The organism is Pseudomonas sp. Ps21-P2 (genome assembly GCF_039672565.1).
Lineage (GTDB): Bacteria > Pseudomonadota > Gammaproteobacteria > Pseudomonadales > Pseudomonadaceae > Aquipseudomonas.
In genome coordinates this window covers 482,443-499,486 of record NZ_JBDFPL010000002.1, presented here as the reverse complement: position 1 = coordinate 499,486, position 17,044 = coordinate 482,443, and the positions used below count along the sequence as shown (strand labels likewise).

17 protein-coding genes are annotated in these 17,044 nt (G+C 62.9%); 1 reads left to right on the top strand and 16 read right to left on the bottom strand.

The annotated features are described in order from the left end of the window. Positions 1-41: 41 nt before the first annotated feature. A complete protein-coding gene (locus ABEH28_RS06050) occupies positions 42-1,256 on the bottom strand; it encodes an MFS transporter (RefSeq protein WP_346629541.1) in 1,215 nt (404 codons plus the stop codon). A gap of 166 nt (positions 1,257-1,422) precedes the next feature. On the opposite strand from ABEH28_RS06050, the gene ABEH28_RS06045 reads away from it, so the two are divergent. Continuing rightward, on the top strand, positions 1,423-2,313 hold the full coding sequence (locus ABEH28_RS06045; protein ID WP_346629395.1) for a LysR substrate-binding domain-containing protein: 891 nt from the start codon (positions 1,423-1,425) through the stop codon (positions 2,311-2,313). A 353-nt stretch (positions 2,314-2,666) separates the two neighbouring features. Here ABEH28_RS06045 and ABEH28_RS06040 read toward each other — a convergent pair whose 3' ends face one another. The 15 genes from ABEH28_RS06040 to ABEH28_RS05970 all read right to left on the bottom strand — a co-directional run bounded on the left by ABEH28_RS06040 (position 2,667) and on the right by ABEH28_RS05970 (position 17,024). Continuing rightward, a complete protein-coding gene (locus ABEH28_RS06040) occupies positions 2,667-3,113 on the bottom strand; it encodes an excinuclease (RefSeq protein ID WP_346626909.1) in 447 nt (148 codons plus the stop codon). 99 nt (positions 3,114-3,212) lie between these two features. Continuing rightward, complete coding sequence (locus tag ABEH28_RS06035; RefSeq protein ID WP_282368744.1) at positions 3,213-4,439, bottom strand: beta-ketoacyl-ACP synthase; 1,227 nt, start codon at positions 4,437-4,439, stop codon at positions 3,213-3,215. Then, positions 4,439-5,167, bottom strand: coding sequence for a 3-oxoacyl-ACP reductase FabG (gene fabG, locus ABEH28_RS06030; protein WP_346629394.1), 729 nt, complete (start codon positions 5,165-5,167; stop codon positions 4,439-4,441). Before fabG ends, ABEH28_RS06035 begins: the two co-directional genes overlap by 1 nt. Further along, positions 5,160-5,633 (bottom strand): hotdog family protein, encoded by a 474-nt coding sequence (locus tag ABEH28_RS06025; RefSeq protein WP_346629393.1) that lies wholly within the window; start codon positions 5,631-5,633, stop codon positions 5,160-5,162. Before ABEH28_RS06025 ends, fabG begins: the two co-directional genes overlap by 8 nt. Then, entirely contained in the window at positions 5,630-6,826 is a 1,197-nt protein-coding gene (locus ABEH28_RS06020; RefSeq protein ID WP_346629392.1) for a beta-ketoacyl-[acyl-carrier-protein] synthase family protein, read from the bottom strand. The genes ABEH28_RS06025 and ABEH28_RS06020 overlap by 4 nt, the downstream gene beginning before the upstream one ends. Continuing rightward, a complete protein-coding gene (locus ABEH28_RS06015) occupies positions 6,823-7,311 on the bottom strand; it encodes a hypothetical protein (protein ID WP_192171196.1) in 489 nt (162 codons plus the stop codon). Before ABEH28_RS06015 ends, ABEH28_RS06020 begins: the two co-directional genes overlap by 4 nt. Continuing rightward, positions 7,308-8,054 carry a class I SAM-dependent methyltransferase gene (locus tag ABEH28_RS06010; protein ID WP_192171195.1) on the bottom strand — a complete coding sequence of 249 codons (747 nt, stop codon included), beginning with the start codon at positions 8,052-8,054 and terminating at the stop codon, positions 7,308-7,310. Before ABEH28_RS06010 ends, ABEH28_RS06015 begins: the two co-directional genes overlap by 4 nt. Then, positions 8,051-9,298 (bottom strand): NAD(P)/FAD-dependent oxidoreductase, encoded by a 1,248-nt coding sequence (locus ABEH28_RS06005; protein ID WP_346629391.1) that lies wholly within the window; start codon positions 9,296-9,298, stop codon positions 8,051-8,053. Before ABEH28_RS06005 ends, ABEH28_RS06010 begins: the two co-directional genes overlap by 4 nt. Continuing rightward, on the bottom strand, positions 9,285-10,460 hold the full coding sequence (locus ABEH28_RS06000) for a sodium:proton antiporter (protein WP_346629390.1): 1,176 nt from the start codon (positions 10,458-10,460) through the stop codon (positions 9,285-9,287). Before ABEH28_RS06000 ends, ABEH28_RS06005 begins: the two co-directional genes overlap by 14 nt. Further along, positions 10,457-12,817: a hypothetical protein gene (locus ABEH28_RS05995; protein ID WP_346629389.1), complete on the bottom strand. Its 2,361-nt coding sequence runs from the start codon at positions 12,815-12,817 to the stop codon at positions 10,457-10,459. The genes ABEH28_RS06000 and ABEH28_RS05995 overlap by 4 nt, the downstream gene beginning before the upstream one ends. Further along, positions 12,807-13,409, bottom strand: coding sequence for an outer membrane lipoprotein carrier protein LolA (locus ABEH28_RS05990; RefSeq protein WP_346629388.1), 603 nt, complete (start codon positions 13,407-13,409; stop codon positions 12,807-12,809). Before ABEH28_RS05990 ends, ABEH28_RS05995 begins: the two co-directional genes overlap by 11 nt. After that, on the bottom strand, positions 13,406-13,831 hold the full coding sequence (locus ABEH28_RS05985) for an acyl-CoA thioesterase (RefSeq protein ID WP_346626900.1): 426 nt from the start codon (positions 13,829-13,831) through the stop codon (positions 13,406-13,408). The genes ABEH28_RS05990 and ABEH28_RS05985 overlap by 4 nt, the downstream gene beginning before the upstream one ends. Beyond that, on the bottom strand, positions 13,824-15,368 hold the full coding sequence (locus ABEH28_RS05980; protein ID WP_346629387.1) for an aromatic amino acid ammonia-lyase: 1,545 nt from the start codon (positions 15,366-15,368) through the stop codon (positions 13,824-13,826). Before ABEH28_RS05980 ends, ABEH28_RS05985 begins: the two co-directional genes overlap by 8 nt. Further along, positions 15,349-16,293 carry a glycosyl transferase gene (locus ABEH28_RS05975; protein ID WP_346629386.1) on the bottom strand — a complete coding sequence of 315 codons (945 nt, stop codon included), beginning with the start codon at positions 16,291-16,293 and terminating at the stop codon, positions 15,349-15,351. Before ABEH28_RS05975 ends, ABEH28_RS05980 begins: the two co-directional genes overlap by 20 nt. Further along, positions 16,290-17,024, bottom strand: a complete 735-nt coding sequence (locus tag ABEH28_RS05970; RefSeq protein ID WP_192171187.1) for a glycosyltransferase family 2 protein — start codon at positions 17,022-17,024, stop codon at positions 16,290-16,292. Before ABEH28_RS05970 ends, ABEH28_RS05975 begins: the two co-directional genes overlap by 4 nt. Between the last annotated feature and the right edge of the window lie 20 nt (positions 17,025-17,044).

Below are 17,044 nucleotides of genomic sequence, written 5' to 3'. Positions count from 1 at the left end.
GTGAAACGATGCCGCGTTTTGTGTGAAAACGCCTATATCCATCAAACCTGCACATTCACCGCCAACGGCTTCACTTTCGCCAGTTTCAGCGCCACAGCGAGGGCGATCAGCAGCAGGGTGCCGATGAAGGCGCCGATGCCGTTCCAGCCGGCGTAGTGCCAGAATACGCCGCCGCCGGTACCGGCGACGCTGGAGCCTACGTAGTAGCTGAACAGGTACAGCGACGAGGCCTGGCCTTTGGCTTTGACGGCGCGGCGGCCGATCCAGCTGCTGGCGACGGAGTGGGCGCCGAAGAAGCCGAAGGTGAACATCAGCACGCCGACGATCACCACCAGCAGCGGGGTGAACATGGTCAGCGCGACACCGACGAGCATCAGCACGATCACGGCCCACAGGACGTTACGACGGCCCAGTTGGTCGGCCAGTGCGCCGATCTTCGCCGAGCTGTAGATGCCGGACAGGTACACCACCGAAAACAGGCCGACCACGGCCTGGCTCAGGTTGTATGGGTCGGCCAGCAGGCGGTAGCCGATGTAGTTGAACAGCGTTACGAACGCGCCCATCAGCAGGAAGCCTTCGAGAAACAACCACGGCAACCCGGCGTCACGGAACTGCAGGACAAAGCCTTCCAGCAGGCTGCGGCCGTTGAGCGGACGGGCGCGGAAGTTACGCGACGGCGGCAGGATTTTCCAGAACACGCCCGCCGCGCCCAGCGCAATGATGCCCATGATGAACAGCGCCGTGTGCCAACTCACGTAATCGCTCAAGACCCCGGTGATCACCCGGCCACTCATGCCACCGATGGCGTTGCCGCCAATGTACAGGCCCATTGCCAGGCCGATGTGCTGTGGGTGGATTTCTTCGCTGAGGTAAGTCATGGCGACGGCGGCCAGTCCGCTCAGCGACAAACCCACGAACGCCCGCGTGATCAGCACGCCTTCCCAAGTGGGCATCAGTGCGCTGGCGATGGTGAAAAGGGCGGCCGAGAACAGCGAGAACACCATCACCGACTTGCGGCCGAGCCGATCTGAGATAGGGCCGGTGATGAGCAATCCGATCGCCAGCATCGCGGTGGATACCGACAGGATCATGCTGCTCTGGGCGGCATTGATGGAGAAGTCCCGCGACAGTACCGGCATCATCGGCTGCACGCAGTACAGCAGCGCAAACGTCGCGAAACCGCCGGAGAACAGCGCCAGCACGGTGCGGATGAAAGCGGGCGTGTCCTTCTCGATGTAGGAATCGCCCAAAGGGATGGCCGCTTTGGCGAACTCGGCAGACGCGGCGGGGGATGCAGCAGTATTCACGGGTGACCTCAGACGGAAGAGCGGACGCAGTGGCAAAAGAATATAGCCGGCTAACGACCGCTTCCAATATATTGTTCGACCTGTTTGATAGGTTTGACGACCTAATGGAATGACTGTGGAATTACGACACCTGCGTTACTTCATCGCTGTCGCTGAAGAGCTGCATTTTGGACGCGCTGCTCAGGCGCTCGGCATCTCTCAACCACCGTTGAGCCAGCAGATTCAGGCGCTGGAGCAAGAGCTCGGCGCGCGTCTGTTTGAGCGAACCAATCGAAGGGTCGAACTGAGCGAGGCGGGCCGGTTGTTCCTCGATGAAGCCCGTCTGGTGCTGGCGCAGGTCGAGAAGGCCTCGGACGTCGCTCGGCGTGCGCAATTGGGAGAGCTGGGTGAACTGAAAATCGGCTTCACGGCATCCGCGCCGTTCACCTCAAGCATCCCGCAGGCCATCTTCGCGTTTCGCCAGCGCTATCCGGCGGTGCACCTGGCACTTCACGAAATGAGCAGTCGGGAAGTCGCCGAGCGGCTCGAGAACGAGTCGATGCAAGTGGGCATCATGCGGCCGCTGCCGTTGCCGGATTCACTGGTCGCCGTGGAGCTGCTGCACGAACCCTTGGTGGCGATATTGCGCTCGGACCATCCACTGGCCGAAGGCTCGGAACGCGGCATTCATCTGCGGGAACTGGCCAGTGAGCCGTTTGTGTTCTTCCCGCGCACCTACGGCAGCGGGCTCTACGCACAGTTGCTGGATCTGGCGCGGGAGGCGGGCTTCAGCCCATTGTTTACTCAGGAGGCGGGGGAAGCCATGACCATCATTGGTCTGGTGGCGGCGGGATTGGGCGTGACGGTGCTGCCGGCGTCGTACCAACGCATGCGCATCGACGGGGTGGTTTACCGGACGCTGCTGGATGAGCAGGCGACATCTGCAGTGTGGCTGGTGCAGCGCAAGGATCAGAAATCGCCCATGGCCAAGGCGTTTGTCGAACTGGTGACGCGCAAGGCGGGGTAACTGACCCAGAGCAAAGCAGATGGGGTTGTGGGAGTGAGCTTGCTCACGAACGTGGCATTACAACCACTGAAGATGGGGTGAATGTACTGACCTCTTCGCGAGCAAGCTCGCTCCCACACGGCCTGCGTCGCCCAGTGACCCGTGACGAATGCAAATCTGCAGACTCCCCATTGTTCTGACACCGCACTGGGCTGCGGCAAACGGCGCTCATGTGGGAGTGAGCTTGCTCACGAAGGCTCAGGTGGGTTCGCCGATGATTTGTCGGTTGAACGACCATTTCGCAACCTCCCTCCCATAGCGCAGCCATCCAAGCCAGTGAGCGAGGCAAGACGCCTCAACTCACTGGCAAAAACTTACTGCACCTTCGCCAGATCACCCTTCAACGCAACGCCTGCCATGATGGCGCCGGCGTGGCACTCATAGGTGGCCGGGTCTTTGCGTTCGATCTTTTTGTAGTAGCTGGCGATGTTGACCACCGCGTTGGCGCCTGCGCTTTTTGCGGCCTCGTTCAACTGCAGGATGGCGGACTGCAAGACCCACTCGCAGGCCTCGTTGTCGCTCTTGTTGAAGGCGTTGGTTTTCTTGTTGGTCACCGCATTGGCTGACAGTACCGACACCTTGCCTTTTGGCTGCACGCCAGCGAGGTAGAACTTGACGCTGCCGTCGAGCTTCTTCTCCTGGGTCATCTGTGCGACCACCTTGTCGAACGGCAGATACAGGGCCGTGTCCCGAGCCTGGCTGATGCCCGGCAGTGTGCTCAAAACGACGGCGGCCGTTGCTGCCCAGACTTTCAATTTCATGGTTTCGCTCCTTGAGGTGGTTAACGGGTGTAGAAGATCAGTGATGTGCCCCGCCGGGAGCGTCTTCCGTTGCGCCGGCGGGTTGAACGAATTACGGGGTCAAGACCAACGCCGGAAGATCAGCGACGTGTTGACCCCGCCGAACGCAAAATTGTTGTTCATCACAAACTCGTGACTCATGTGGCGGGGCTCGCCGCGCAGGTAGTCCAGTTCGCCGCAGCGGCTGTCGACCTCGTCGAGGTTGAGCGTGTGGATGTAGCGGTCGCGGTTCATCATCTCGATGCTGAACCAGGATTCCAGCGCACCGCAGGCGCCGAGGGTGTGTCCCAAAAAGCTCTTCTGCGAACTGATCGGCATGCGCGAGCCGAACAGGCTTTGCGTGGCAAGCGTCTCGGCGATGTCGCCCTGTTCCGTCGCCGTGCCGTGGCCGTTGACGTAACCGATGGCCTCGGGCGGCAGGCCCGCGTCTTCCAGCGCCAGTTCCATGGCACGACGCATGGTCACTTGTTCAGGGCGAGTGGTGTGGACGCCGTCGGCATTGCTGCCGAAGCCGACCACCTCGGCGTGAATCTTCGCCCCACGCGCCAGCGCGTGTTCCAGCTCCTCGAGCACCAGCATGCCGCCGCCTTCGCCGATCACCAGGCCGTCACGCCCATTGTCGTAGGGGCGCGGGCTGGTATGCGGCGCATCGTTCTTCAGACTGGTCGCGTACAGCGCGTCAAACACCATGGCTTCGGTGGGGCACAACTCTTCGGCGCCGCCGGCCAGCATCAACGGCAGACGCCCGAACTTGATCGCTTCATAGGCATAGCCCACGCCCTGGCTGCCGCTGGTGCAGGCGCTGGAGGTCGGGATCAGGCGGCCGGTGAGGTTGAAGAAGATGCTGATATTCGCCGCCGTGGTGTGCGGCATCATGCGCACGTACGAGTTGGCATTGAGGCCTTCGGCGACGGAATTCAGCAACATGTTGCCGAACGCCTTGATCTCGTCGGTGCTGCCGGTGGACGAACCGCAGGCCACGCCCATGCGCCCGTCGCGAATGATCGGGTCGCCCAGCAAGCCGGCGTCACGCAGCGCCTGTTCTGCGGCGCCGACCGCCAATCGCGACACCCGGCCCATGCTGCGCAGCTGCTTGCGCGTCCAGTACGACGGCACCGCGAAATCATCTATCGGGCCGGCCAGACGGGTGTTGAGCTCGGTGAAGCGATCCCATTCGTCCATGCGCCGGATGCCGCTGCGATTGCCGCTGAAATTGGCCTCGATACTGGCCCAGTCGCTGCCCAGTGACGTAATACCGGCCATGCCGGTGACGACAACGCGTTTCATCAGCACAGGCCTCCATTGACGGCCAGCACCTGGCGCGTGATGTAGGAAGCTTCCGCCGACATCAGGAAATTCACGGCGCCGGCGACTTCTTCCGGCGTGCCCATGCGTTGCGCGGGAATCATCTTCATCAGTTCATCGACCGGCACGTTTTCGTCGAGCATGGCCGTGTCGATCAGCCCGGGCGCGACGCAGTTGACGGTGATCTTGCGTTTGCCCAGTTCTATTGCCAGCGCCTTGGCCGCGCCGATGACGCCCGCTTTCGATGCGCTGTAGTTGACCTGGCCACGATTGCCGATCAGCCCGGACACGGACGTGATGCAGACGATGCGCCCGGCAGCCCTGCGACGGATCATCGGCATGATCACCGGATGCAGCACGTTGTAGAAACCGTCGAGATTGGTGCGGATGACCCTGTCCCAGTCGTCATCGGTGAGCGCCGGAAAAGCGCCGTCACGGGTCAGGCCGGCGTTGCAGACCACGCCGTAATAGGCACCATGGGTTTCGACGTCGGCTTCGAGGATGACCTTGCACGCGGCACGGTCGGCGACGTCGAATTGCAGCACGCGCGCCTGACGCCCGAGCGCCTCGACTTCACGCTGCACAGCGTCGGCTTCAGCGCGGCCACTGCGGCAGTGCAGCACGATGTCGTAGCCGGCCTGGGCCAGGCGCAGCGCAATGGCGCGCCCGATACCGCGGCTTGAGCCTGTGACCAGAATTGAGTCAGTCATTTACGGCTCCTTCGGCCAGATAGCTCGCCGATTGCGGCGGGCAATAAACATTGAGTCGGGCGCCGACCTGAATGCCGGCACCGCTCAGAGAGCACTCGAACACGCCCATACCGCTGTCATCCTGCAACGACCGCCGCGCATGGATGATCAGCTCGCTGCCGACCGGGAAGTGCTCGACATTGCATTCGAATTTGCGCGTGCCCAGCAGGAAACCCAGCTCGACCGGGTCACCCTTCACCCGTGCCTGACAGCCGGCAAACGCCGCAACGCTTTGGGCCATCAGCTCGACGCCGACCCAGGCCGGCATGCTCCCGTCGGGGCGATTGAACAGCCCGCCGGGTCGAACGATGACGCGGGTGTGAATCTGCTCTTCGTCGAAGGACAGCACTTCGTCGATGAGCACCATGTCGCCGGCGTGGGGCAGTAAATCAGCCGGCGGCCACGGGCATGAAGGTACAGCGGTCATGGGTGCTCCCCGATGATCAGGCTGACGTTGTTGCCACCGAAGGCAAAGGAATTGCTCATCATCCGGCGTGGTGAATCACGCAGCAGGGTGTCGTTTGCCTTGACCCAGTTCAGCGCGGGCAGGCTTGTATCGGCTTCGCCATCCCACACATGAGGCGGCAGCTGATCCTCGTTATTTTCAGGGGCCAGCGCCAGCCAGCAGAACGCGGCTTCCAGTGCCCCGGCGGCGCCAAGGGTGTGGCCGCTCATGGGTTTGGTCGACGAGCACGCTACGCCGTGGGGGAATATGGCGCTGACCGCCAGACTTTCCATTGCGTCGTTGTGCTGGGTCGCGGTGCCGTGCAGGTTCACGTAGGCGATGTCGCTGGCGGTCAGTCTGGCGCTCGTCAGCGCCTTGCTCATGGCTTCTTGCGCGCCGCGCCCGGTGGGTTCGGGAGCGGAAATGTGGTGGGCATCCGAACTGGCACCGGCGCCCAGCAAGGCGATGCGATGGTCGTCTGCTGGCTCGCGCGTCATCAGAAACAGCACGGCCGCTTCGCCGATATTGATGCCGTTGCGATTGCGCGAGAACGGGTTGCAGCGCTCGTTCGATACCGCTTCAAGGGACGAGAAGCCGTTGATGGTCAGCTTGCACAGGCTGTCGACGCCGCCGCACAACACCGCGTCGCACAGGTTCATGTCGAGCAGCCGACGCGCGCTGAGCAGCGCGCGGGCGCTGGAGGTGCAGGCGGTGGAAATCACGTAGGCCGGGCCGCTGAGGTCCAGCCACGCCGCGAGGAAGTTGGCCGGAGCGCTGAGTTCCTGCTGGCGATAGTCGTAGCTGTCCGGAAAAGTCTGATCGGCCAGGTAACTGGCGATCCCGCGGCTCGCTTCGTCGATGCCCGACGTGCTGGTGCCCAGAATCACGCCGATGCGGCCACGACCATAGCGGGTGATCGCCTGCTGAATGTCAGGCTCGATCTGGAGGGCGGCGGCAAGCAACAGCTGGTTGTTGCGGCTGCTTTGCTGGCCGAGCGCCGCTGGGATTGTCGGCAACAGGCTTTTCACGCCGGCCACGGGCAGCGAGCGATCAGGTATCCAGCCGCTTTCCGTGCGCATGCATGAGGCGTCCCCGGCGAACAGCGTCCGGGCCACGCTCTGGCGGTCGTCGCCCAGTGCGCAGATCAGCCCCAGGGCATTGAGGTATGCCGTCATTGACTCGCCTTGCCTTCGAGCGGGCTGACGACGTATTTCAGTTCGCCGCTTTCCATGCTGATCTTGAAGAAGCCCTCGGAGGCGTAATCGACGATCCAGCGATCATCCAGACTGCGGCCATAGGGACGCAGCTCGACGCCAGGGTATTCAAAGCGCACTTCTTTCAGTGACGTCAGGGCAAACAGCACGGCCGCGAACAACTCGCGCGCTTCAGGATTGGGCGGCAGCAGACCATCGGCCTTCCAGCGATCTTCGCGAAGCTGCTGGCGCGCCACCGGAATACCGAGGGGGTCCATCAACGAGAACCGCAGGCCGTGGCGTTCCTTCTGGATCACCATCACCCAGTCCTGGCGCTGACCCGCCTGTTCGCGCTGCACGTGCAGCTGCACGGGGAATTTGATGTGGGGCGTTTGCGCAGGCAGCGGCGCGTGGCTGGCGCAGCCACTCACCAACAGGACGCAGAGCAACAGAAAGGCGCGAATCATAAGGCTTTACCTTCTAGGGTGGCCGAGAGAGGTTTGCGTGCGACGACATTGATCAGCGTCTCTTCACGTTCCCCAAAGGCCTTGGGTTTGACCAGTTTCAAACGTTCCAGCAGACCGAAATCTTTGGCCCGGCTCCACCAGAGATAGGGGTATGAAACGTTGTGCGCAGTGAAATGAAAACCTTCATTGCCCAGCATGTCCAGGTATTGCGCGGCGCTTTTCTGGACGTGCATCGGATGACGGAAGAGCCAGCGAATCACCCACGTGTCGATGTAGGCCTCGGTGGACTCGGCGAACAGCAGGTAACCGCCGGGCTTGAGCACCCGATAGAACTCGGCGAGGGATTTTTCCTGCTCGACCAGATGATGGAACGTCTGATGGCAGAAGACCATGTCGACACTCGCGTCCGCCAGTGGCAAGGCTGCGCAATCACTGCCGATCAGCTCAACGTTCAAACCGCGACGCTGGGCTTCTTCAGCGCTGAGTTGCAGGCTGAGGGGGTCGGCGTCGATGCCGAAAATCTTCGCCGGATTGAACGCGCTATGCAGGTACTGAAACGACTTGCCCTGCCCGCAGCCGGCGTCCAGCACCACCGGGTTCTCTGGCAGGGGCTCACTGAACAGGCTGCGCAGGTCGTCGATGGCCACTCGCAAAACGCGGTGCTGCCACGTGTGACTGCGCAGAAACAGAAAGCCCAGGCGCGTTTCTTCAACGTAACTGTCGCTGAAATACTGGCCGCTCATGGGCGAGGGCTCGCACAGATTTCGGCGAGCATGCGCAGGCGCCGCTTGGGCTCGGCGACGAACGGGTTGCGCTCGTCCCACGCGTAACCGGCCAGGATCGAGCTGATCATGCGGCGTATGTCGGGGCGGCTGTCCGGATAGAAAATCACATCCTGAAAACTGCCCTCGTACCAGCCTTCGACGTAGGCGCGGAAGGTGTCCACACCGCGTTTCAGCGGCGCGGCGAACTCGCTTTCCCAGTCAACGCTTTCGCCTTGCAGCTGACGATGCAAAACACCGGCCGCCATGCTCGCCGAGCGCATGGCGATGGTGACGCCAGACGAAAACACCGGGTCGAGGAATTCCGCCGCGTTGCCGAGCAAGGCAAAGCCTTCGCCGTGCAGGGTTTTGACGTTGGCCGAATACCCGCCGATGCTGCGCGCCGGGGTGTCCCAGACAGCGTTTTGCAACACGCGGCTCAAGCTCGGGGTCTCGTCGATGAACGCGCGCAGGCAGGCGTCGAGGTCATCGGGCTTGCCCGCGAAACGCTCGGCAGACGCCACGACGCCGACCGAACAACGACCGTTACTGAACGGAATCGACCAGAACCACACGTCCTTCAAGGTTGGGTGAACCGTCACCAGAATCTTTTCGCGATCAAAGCGTGGGTCGTCGATGCGGTCTTCGACGTGGGTGAACACCGCCTGACGCAGAGGGAAGTTCGAGGGTGCTTCCAAGTCCAGCAAGCGTGGCAGCACGCGGCCATAACCGCTGGCGTCGAGCACGAACGTCGCTTGCACGCGGTAGGCCGTACCGTCTTCGCGCTGCACGTCGAGGATCGGCTGATCGCCGGAGAAGTCTGCGGCGGTGATGGTTTCCCGGTAGCGAACTTCAACGCCCTGGCGCTCGGCTTCGTCGGCCAGCAGTTTGTCGAAGTCGGCGCGCTGGACCTGGAAGGTCGTGGGCTTACCGTCACTGAAAGTGTCGCCGAAGTCGAAGGCGCTGTACTGCTCACCGCAGGCGAAGGCCGCGCCGTTTTTCATCTGGAACCCGGCGGCATTGACCGCTTCCAGCATGCCCGCTTCTTCGACGAAATCCAGGCAATGGGACAGCAGGCTCTCGCCGATGGAGAAGCGCGGGAATTCCTGGCGGTCGATGATCAGCACATCGTGGCCCTGACGTTTGAGCAACGCAGCAGCGATGGCTCCGGCTGGACCGGCGCCGATCACGACGATCTGACGACATTCCATTTCAGCTATTGGCACAAGGTTTCCTTTTCGAGTGTTCGACGACATCGACGTCATGCAAATCAAGAGGGCGGTTCATGCCCAGGAGGGCAGGCAACAGGGTGGCGATCAGGCTCATGAGCATCAGCGCGAAATACAGCGACGTGCTGATCAGCCCCTGTTGCAACAGCAGGTTGAGAAAGACGATTTCGCTGAGGCCACGGATGTTAAGCAGCAGGGCTTCTTTCCAGCGCACGGCACCTGCAAACGACGGCGCCGCCCAGCGCACGCCGATCCAGTTGCCCAGCAGTTTGCTGGCGATCGGCAGCACGAGCAGCCCTAGCAGAGTCAGCCAGCCCAGTTCGCCGATGGCGCTGTGAATATTGATCTGGACGATGCCGAACGTGAGGATCAGCGGGATCGCCACGTAGTGCTGCAGCGCCTTGAACCAGGCGGCTTTCAGCGGCAGCGCAAAGGGTTGCTTGAGCGCGTTCATGCACAGCAGATAGCCGATGCCGACGATGAGCGCGTTGAGGCGGTCGTGCTCGGCGACCATCAGCAGCAGAAAGAAAACAGCCCCGTAAACCTGTGGCTGGCGAACCCGCAGCAGCCGTAACAGCAGCGGCACGCCGGCGAGCAGCAGCGGGATAATCAGACTGGTCAGGTGCAGGCTGCCCTGGGCCAGCCCGAACAGCCCCCAGCAGGCCAGATCGATCAGGATCGCCGTCTGCACCAGACGTCGCGTGGCGTGCAGCGGGTAGCCGATGTGGTTGAGATAGAGATACAGCACCGGAATGGCAGTGATGGCGAACACCAACCCCAACGCCAGGCTGCTCAGCCAGCTCGACGCCGGTAGAAGCCACACGGCACAGGCGACGCCACAGAGAAACGGGACGCAGAAGCTGGGCAGCGCGACTTTCAGGCTCTGCGGGTCCAGGCGCACATCGATCACATCGCTGAGGATATGCCCGAGCACGACCGCGAAACTCACGCCGTACAGGGTTTTCAGCCAGACCGGCGCGACCAGTTGCGCGCCGGTGAGCTGCCACTGCGGTTCGACGAAGAACAGCATCAGCAGCGGGATGGCAAACGTCGCCAGCAGAAGCTGGCTGACGATGGGGATCAGGTTCAGTCGGGCGCCGAGCCGGCTGGCCAGCGCAAACAGCCCGAGCACCATCGCCCAGAACGCGACGATTATCACGAGCGTTTCTCGTGCTGGTTGTTCGCGGCGCTCTCATCCTGACGCGCCGCATTCTCATGCTGACGCCCTGCCCAAGGCGCCAGAATGAAGCTGAAGGCCAGACCGAGGCTCACCGACAGCCCGAAATTGCTCACTGCCGGGGTGCTGGAGATCGCCAGCAGACCGAACGACAGCCACGTGGTCGCTGCCGCCAACAGCGTGCCCAGCAGGCTCACGGCCGCGCCGCCAATCTGCTCGCGCATGAGGATCGCGTAATCGACGCTGATCGCAGTGACCAGCAGCAGACCGAACAGGCTGAACAGCGTCAGCGGCTGACCCAGCCAGCCGAGGCTCGCCAGACTGCACACGGCCGCGAGCAGTGGCAGGGCGATCACCCTCAGTGCCCCGCGCAGACCGAATGGCAAAATCAGCAGCAGAACGATCAGCACGCAGGACGCCAGCTTGAGTTCCGCGGCGCTGATCTGGGTGGCGGCGAACACCTTGTTCAGATCGCCCAGACGGTCCACCAACTGCACCCCCGGAAGATCCTGCGCCTGCACCCGCAGCAACGCTGCATCGTTCAGGCCTTGCAGGCTGACGATTCCGGCCACGCCTTGATCGTTGCTGCCCAGCCATAGCAGACGCCAGGGTTCGCCCAAAGGCCCGGCCAGTACATCGTCGATGCCTTGAACGGGAAGGGCGCGCAGGTTTGCCAGTTCGTTATTGAGCACTTCCGGCGGCACACCCAGTGCGAGCAACGGCTGCCAGTGCGCAGGCAGCGTGTCGAGGGCGGTGCGCGCAGCTTGTTGTTCGGCGGGCGTCGCCACCAATTGGTTGAGGGACAGATAACCCTGCAGTTTGCCCTGGGTGGCCAGTTGATCGAGTCGCTGGCTCAGCGCGGTCTGACGTTCCAGTAATTGTTGCTGATCGGCGCCGCGCACTAGGAAGAATTGGCTGGTGGGTTGATAACCGGTGATGCGCGCCACGGATCTCGCCTCGTCGGTAAGGCTCTGCGGCGCGGCGATCCATTGGCGGATGTCGTTCTTGGTGGTCAATTGCAGCAGGCCGGCTGCGCAAAAAATGAGCAACGCCCCCAGCAGCACTGGCGTGCCCACGCGGGTGAGCAATCGGGCGCGTGCGTTCATCAAGGCTTCAGCGATCTTCAGCGGCCATTGCGCAGGCCGCAATTCGACACCGTTGAGCAGCGCCGGGAGCAGGCACACCGCCGTCAGATAAGCGCCGACCAGACCGGCTGCCGAGAACACGGCGATCTGGGTCAGGGCCGGGAAAGGCGTCCAGGCCAGGGCCAGATAGCCGATGCAACTGGTCGCCAGGCTCAGGCTCAGGCCCGACAGCGTCAGACGCAACGCCGGCCAGCTGCGCCAGGGTTTCAGGCTCCAGCTTTTGGAGAGGTAGTGAAGCGGATAGTCCACCGCCACGCCGATCAGGCTTGAGCCCAGCACCAGCGTCATGACGTGCATCTTGCCGAACAGCGCGACGCAGGCCGTGGCGCCGAACAGCATGCCGACCATCACCGGAATGAACGCCAGCAACACACGCCAGCGTTTGAACGCCAGCAGCAACAACAACAGGATGCCCAGCGTGGCGCCGCCGCCGACCCAGGTGATTTCCCGGGTGGCCTGTTGCTGGCCGTGGGCGGCGTACAAGAGTCCGCTGGCCGCCAGCAATTGTGCATCGCTGGCGCTGGCCTGTTGGCGCGCTTCGTCCATCAGCGCGGAGACATGCAGCGGCAGGCGCATGTCGAAGGCGTCGGCGCGGGTTCGGGCGCGGAGCAGGACCCAGCTTTTGCCATCGGCCTTGGCGATCAGCGCGCCGCTGCCGATGTCCAGTTGCACCGAGCCGTGCATCGGCTGCCCGTTCTGAATGCGCCCTGTCAGCCCGAGCCAGTCTTCCTGGCTGGGCACCAGACTGAAACCGCCAAACGGATCGAACAGGCTTTGCACGCGCTGTTGAATAAAAGCTTCGGGATGCTCGATGAGCTCGGAGCGGTCCTTGGGCGGCAGCATCGCCAGACGACCGCGCAGCAGTTGTTCACGCAGCGCCGGAAGATCGGCCTGAACGTTCCACTGGACCTTTTCGAAGAGCCCGCTGGCCTGCCATTTCTCGCTCAGTTGCCGCGCCAGCTCGACGGCCTTTTCGGCATCGGCGTGACCCACCAGCACCAGCATCTCGCGGTTCATCGGCTCCTGAATGCGCTGTTCGGCGCGCAGCTCCAGGGCGTCCGGCGTGCTGCCGGGCACCAGCTCCATGAGGTTGGCCGACAGCGGCGCGCCATGACGCCATTGCCAGCCGGCAAGTGCGAGCACGGCCAGCAAAGCAATCAGGAACAGGCGCGGGAGCAGGCGTTCAATCGGCAAAATCAGCGCGCTCCGAATCGCTCAGCGATTGGGCGCTGGAGCTGTCGATCATCTTCAGCAGCGTGCTGTCGCCCTGGGTTTCAAGCAGCTCGATACGTTGCACCAGTGCGCCGCCATTGATGTTGATCTGGTTGAACACCTGTTTCAGCAACATCGAGCGCGGCACCAGGGTCAGTTGCCAGGCCTGGGCGTCGCCGCTCAACTGCACGTCGAAATCACGCTGCAGGCCGCTGCTATCACCTTGTAAAACGGCGAGAAACAGCCGGTTCTGCTCGGCGCCTGCGCTTTTGCCCGGCAGCATCTGCCAGCTGCCATCGGCATCGCGGCGGGCGATGCCGGCGGCGGTGATGCGGTAATCCTGTTTGAGCGGCGTATCGAGCAGCCACAGCAGACCTGAATCTTTCGCCAGTACGAAGTCGCCCTTGCTGGTCAGCGGCTGGGGCAGGGCGCGCAGGTGTTTTTCCTGCACGAAGGCGCCATGAATGACGGCAGGTTTGGCCAGTTGATCGCTCAGTTGCTGCAGATCGAAGGCGTGGGCCAGCGAGGTCAGCGTGAGCAGCATCAAGCTGAGGAGGCCTTTAAAGGCACTCATTTCAAAGCCCTCTCGACCGCTTCCACAAACACCATGGGGCAGGCCAGTTGCATTTCGCGGGTGTTAACGTCGACGGCCACTTGCACGGTGCTGGCGCGGGTCAGGCGCTCGCCGGTCGCGGTGTCGGTGATCAGATAATCGATCTTCAAGCGGTTCTCCCACTCCACGAGACTGGCGCGCACGTTGATGCGCTGACCGAACACCGCGCCGCGCACATAGCGCAGTTGCAGATCGATCACCGGCCAGGCGTAACCCGAATCGAGCATGTGCGTGTAGTTGTGGCCGAGCTTGTCGAGGAGCGCGCAGCGCGCCACTTCCAGATACTTCACGTAGTGCCCGTGCCAGACGACGTGCATGGTGTCGACGTCGAAAAACGGCACCAGGATTTCGGTGTCTTTGTGGATCACGCCTTTACTACGCATGCAGCCTCCAATGTTGTTCGGCGATGCGCTTCAGGCACAGCCGTAGTTCGCCTTCCAGCGCGCGGTCTTCGATCACCGGCGGGAAGTCCTCGCGCAGTTGTTCGTGCATCGCTGCGAGAGCAGGCGGCAGCGGGCGTGCATCAGGGTCGCGGCTGCGCAACCAGACGCCCTGATTGGCGGCGATTAGCGTGGCGGCAGCGACCTGCTCGGTCAGCTCCAGCACGCGAATGGCGTCGCGGGCGGCGATGGTGCCCATGCTCACCTTGTCCTGGTTATGGCATTCGGTGGAGCGGGAAAACACGCTGGCCGGCATGGTGTTTTTCAGCGCTTCGGCGGTCCAGGCGCTGGTGCCGATCTGCACGGCCTTGAAGCCATGGTTGATCATCGCGCGGTCCGCCGGGGCGCCGGACAGGTTGCTCGGCAGGCCGTGGTTGTAACGCTCGTCCACCAGCAACGCGAGCTGGCGGTCCAGCAGGTCGGCGACGTTGGCAACGAGATTCTTCAGGCTGTCCATGGCGAAGGCGATGTGGCCGCCATAGAAGTGGCCGCCGTGGAGCACGCGTTCGGCTTCGGCGTCGATGATCGGGTTGTCATTGGCGCTGTTCAGCTCGATCTCGATGAAGCTGCGCAGCCAGTTCAGGCTGTCCGCCAGCACGCCGAGCACATGGGGAGCACAGCGCAGGGAGTAGCGGTCTTGCAGGCGATGCAGCGGGGCGGTCGGCGCGTCGATGGCCAGATCCTTGCGCAGCCAGGCGGCCACTTGCATCTGCCCCAGATGCGGTTTTGCAGCAAACAGACGCTCGTCGAAGTGCTCGGGATTACCTTGCAGCGCCACGACGTTCATCGCGGTAATGCGGGTTGCCAGTTGCAGCAGATAATCGGCACGGGCGAAAGCCAGGCACGCCAGGCCGGTCATGACTGCGGTGCCGTTCATCAAGGCCAGCGCTTCTTTAGGCCGCAGCACCAGCGGGTCCCAGCCCAGTTGACGATGCACATCGGCGGACTGCCGACGCTCGCCGTTGAACAGCACCTCGCGCTCGCCGGACAGTGTCGCCGCGACATACGAGAGCGGCGTCAGATCACCACTGGCGCCCACCGAGCCTTCTTCCGGAATCAGCGGCAGGATGTCGTGGTCAAGAAACGCCTGAAGCCGCTCAAGCAACTCGACCCGAACGCCGGACACGCCGTGGCACAGTGAGCGCAGACGTGCGGCCAGTACCGCGCGGGTGGCCTGGGCATCAAGCAACTTGCCGAGCCCGCAGCCATGAAAGGTGTACAGATGACGAGGCAGCGCTTCGACGTGTTGCAGCGGTACCGCCACCACGCACGAATCGCCGTAGCCGGTGGTCACGCCGTAGATCACGCCTTCCTTGTCCAGCAGCGAATCAAGAAACTGCGCGCCCTTGGCGATGCGCTGGCGGTAGGCAGTGTCGTTCTGCAACGCCGTCGGCCGCTGGCGGTTGGACAGCGCCAGTACGTCTTCGATGCGCAGGTGGCCTTCGCCGAAAATAATGGGCTCAGGTGCTTGGTTCGTCATCGGATTTCCAGAACGGGTAGAAGTTGAACCACTGCTGCGGCGCTTGCACGCAGTAGTGCGCCAGACGGTCGGCGTAGCGTTGGGTCCATTGGGTGATTACTTGCTGGCGATCGCTGCGCCGCCATTCGATGGCAGTGGCGAACGGTTCGAGGATCACCCGGTAGCCGGTCGCGCCCTTGAGGCAGAAAATCAGGTTGATCGGGCATTTCAGCAACCCGGCCAGCAGCCACGGGCCCTGGGGGAACGCCGCCTGATGGCCGAGAAAATCGACCCGTGCGTTGCGCCCGCCGTGCAGCGCAACCCGGTCACCGGCGATGGCCAGCCATTCACCGCGATCCAGGCGCTGACTCAGCTGCAGCATGATCGCCGGGTCCAGTTCGCTGACCTGAATCAGCCGCAGATTAGTCGCGCCGGCCTCGCCCAGCAGGCGGTTGAAACGCTCGGCATGCTTGGTGTGCACCAGCACGTTCATGGTGACTTTTTCGCCCAGTTCGGCCAGCGCCCGACAGACTTCAAGGTTGCCCAGGTGCGCGCCGACCAGCATCTGCCCGCGCTCGCCGCGCAACTGATCGCGCAAGTGCGCGTCGTCGATGACTTCAATCTGCTCCAGACCGAGCTTGCCGTTCCACACGTCCAGCTTGTCGAGCAGGGCGTCGGCGAAGGCCATGAACTGCCCGAACACGCGCCAGTGCGTGGGTCGCAGCTCCGGTTGCTGGGTCCAGTCGGCCAAGTGCCGTTGGTACTGCCAGGCGCTGCGGCGAGCGCGGCGGCCGAACAGGAAAAAGTACAGCACGACGCCGTGCAGGATCGGGCTGAGCACCCGACGCCCCAGGACTTTGACGCCCCAGGCCGTGAGCTTCATCAGCAGGAAACTGCCGCGTTCTTCGTGCGCCGCCCAGTGCTGCTTTTGATCGGCGTCACTCATGGCAACCACCGCCGCCAGAGGATCAGCGGAAAGCGCCCGAGCATGCCGAAGAACAGCTTGGCGTGCATCTTCGAGATGAGGGCGTTGTCGTGAAACAGCCGAAAATGCGAGAGGCCGTCCTGGGGGTAGTGAACCTTGGTCGGCAGCCAGCGCATCGGCTGATTGCGCCACGAAAGGCGCACGAGGATTTCCGGGTCGAAGTCCATGCGCTTGCCCAGATTCACGGTGTCGATCAGGTGCAGCACCGGCTTGAGCGGGTAAACCCGAAAGCCGCACATGGAATCGGGAATCTGCAGTGACAGGCTGTTGATCCAGACCCAGACGTGGGTCAGGTAGCGAGCATACAAGCGGCCTTTTGGCACGCTGGCGTCGTACTGCGGATAACCGCAGATCAGCGACGTCGGGTGCTCGCGGGAATGATCGAGAAACACCGCGATGTCGTTCAGATCGTGCTGGCCGTCGGCGTCGACTTGCAGGGCATGGCTGAAACCCAATTTCGACGCCTCGCGCAGGCCGGCCATGACCGCGCCGCCCTTGCCCTGATTGACCGGCAGCTTCACCAGAAAAACATTGGCCTGCTGGGCAAGGGATTCAAGCACGGCGGCGCAGGCCGGGCTGCTGGCGTCGTCGACCAGCACGCAGGGCAAGCCGGCGTGCAGCAACTCCTGAACGACAGCCGGTACGGCGAGTTCGTGGTTGTAGACCGGAATCACGGCGCAGGGGTTATGCATAAGCGACCTCTTCCTTGAAT